Origin of the sequence: Aeromicrobium sp. Leaf272, assembly GCF_001422865.1 — a bacterium.
Lineage (GTDB): Bacteria > Actinomycetota > Actinomycetes > Propionibacteriales > Nocardioidaceae > Aeromicrobium.
Genome location: NZ_LMMY01000009.1, coordinates 345,225 through 346,242, shown reverse-complemented (window position 1 = coordinate 346,242; position 1,018 = coordinate 345,225). Strand labels below are relative to the sequence as shown.

1 protein-coding gene and 1 pseudogene are annotated in these 1,018 nt (G+C 73.3%); both read left to right on the top strand.

Annotated elements, in window-relative coordinates:
• Window positions 1-253 (top strand): annotated as a pseudogene (locus ASF38_RS17805) (hypothetical protein); the annotation flags it as partial.
• Between the two features lie 31 nt (window positions 254-284).
• Window positions 285-953 (top strand): flavodoxin family protein, encoded by a 669-nt coding sequence (locus ASF38_RS03265; protein ID WP_082480320.1) that lies wholly within the window; start codon window positions 285-287, stop codon window positions 951-953.
• Window positions 954-1,018: the final 65 nt, after the last annotated feature.

Here is a 1,018-nt window from a genome sequence, read left to right as displayed (position 1 = left end):
CCCCGCGGTCGACGAGGCGTCGGTCTTCGGTGTCGCCGACGAGCGGTGGGGCGAGGCGATCCGCGCCTCGGTCACGCTCGCCCCGGGCGCGTCGGGTCGCCTCGACGTGGAGGAGGTGCTCGCGTTCTGCCGCGAGCAGCTGGCCGGCTACAAGGTGCCCAAGCACGTCGAGGTCGTCGAGGCGCTGCCGCGCAACGCGGGCGGCAAGGTCCTGCGTCGAGTTCTGCGCGACCGCGCGGAGGCCGGCCGATGAACGGGCGGGCGTCCGTGAGCAGGGGCCGGGCATGACCGACGTCGACGTCGCGGTCGTCTTCCACAGCGCCTATCGGGGCTCCACCCGGGCGCTGGCGGAGGCGGTCGCCCGCGGCGTCGCCATGGTCGAGGGCGCCACGGCGCTCCTCGTGCCGGTCGAGCAGGTCGACGACCACTGGGACCGCCTGCATGCCGCCGATGCCGTCGTGCTCGGCAGCCCGACCTACATCGGCTCGGTGAGCGCGGTGTTCAAGACGTTCGTCGAACGGCTAGCGGGAGACGTGTGGCGCGAGCGGATGTGGCTCAACAAGGTGGCGAGCGGGTTCACGGTGAGCGCCGGGCCGTCCGGGGACAAGCTCAACGCGCTCCAGGACCTCGCGGTGTTCGCGGCCCAGCTCGGCATGATCTGGGTGCCCGTCCGACACGTCGGGGGGCACTACGCCACCTCGACGTCGATGGAGACGGCCCTCAACCGCATGGGCGGGTACCTCGGCGTGATGGCACAGGCCGACATCGACCGACGGCCGCCGGACGCCCCGCCCGCGAACGACCTGCGCACCGCCGAGCTGCACGGCCAGCACGTGGCCTCGGTGGCACGCCAGCTCGCGGCCGGGCGGGCGAAGCATCCCTCGCCCTACCCGGACCGCTGTGTACGTCCTGGCGTGCCCGCGACCCTCTGGGAGGTGCCCCTTGCTGAGTAGCATGACGCGCGTGGGCCCCACGAGTCGCGACATCGCCCGCGAGGCCGGCGTCTCCCAGTCGACCG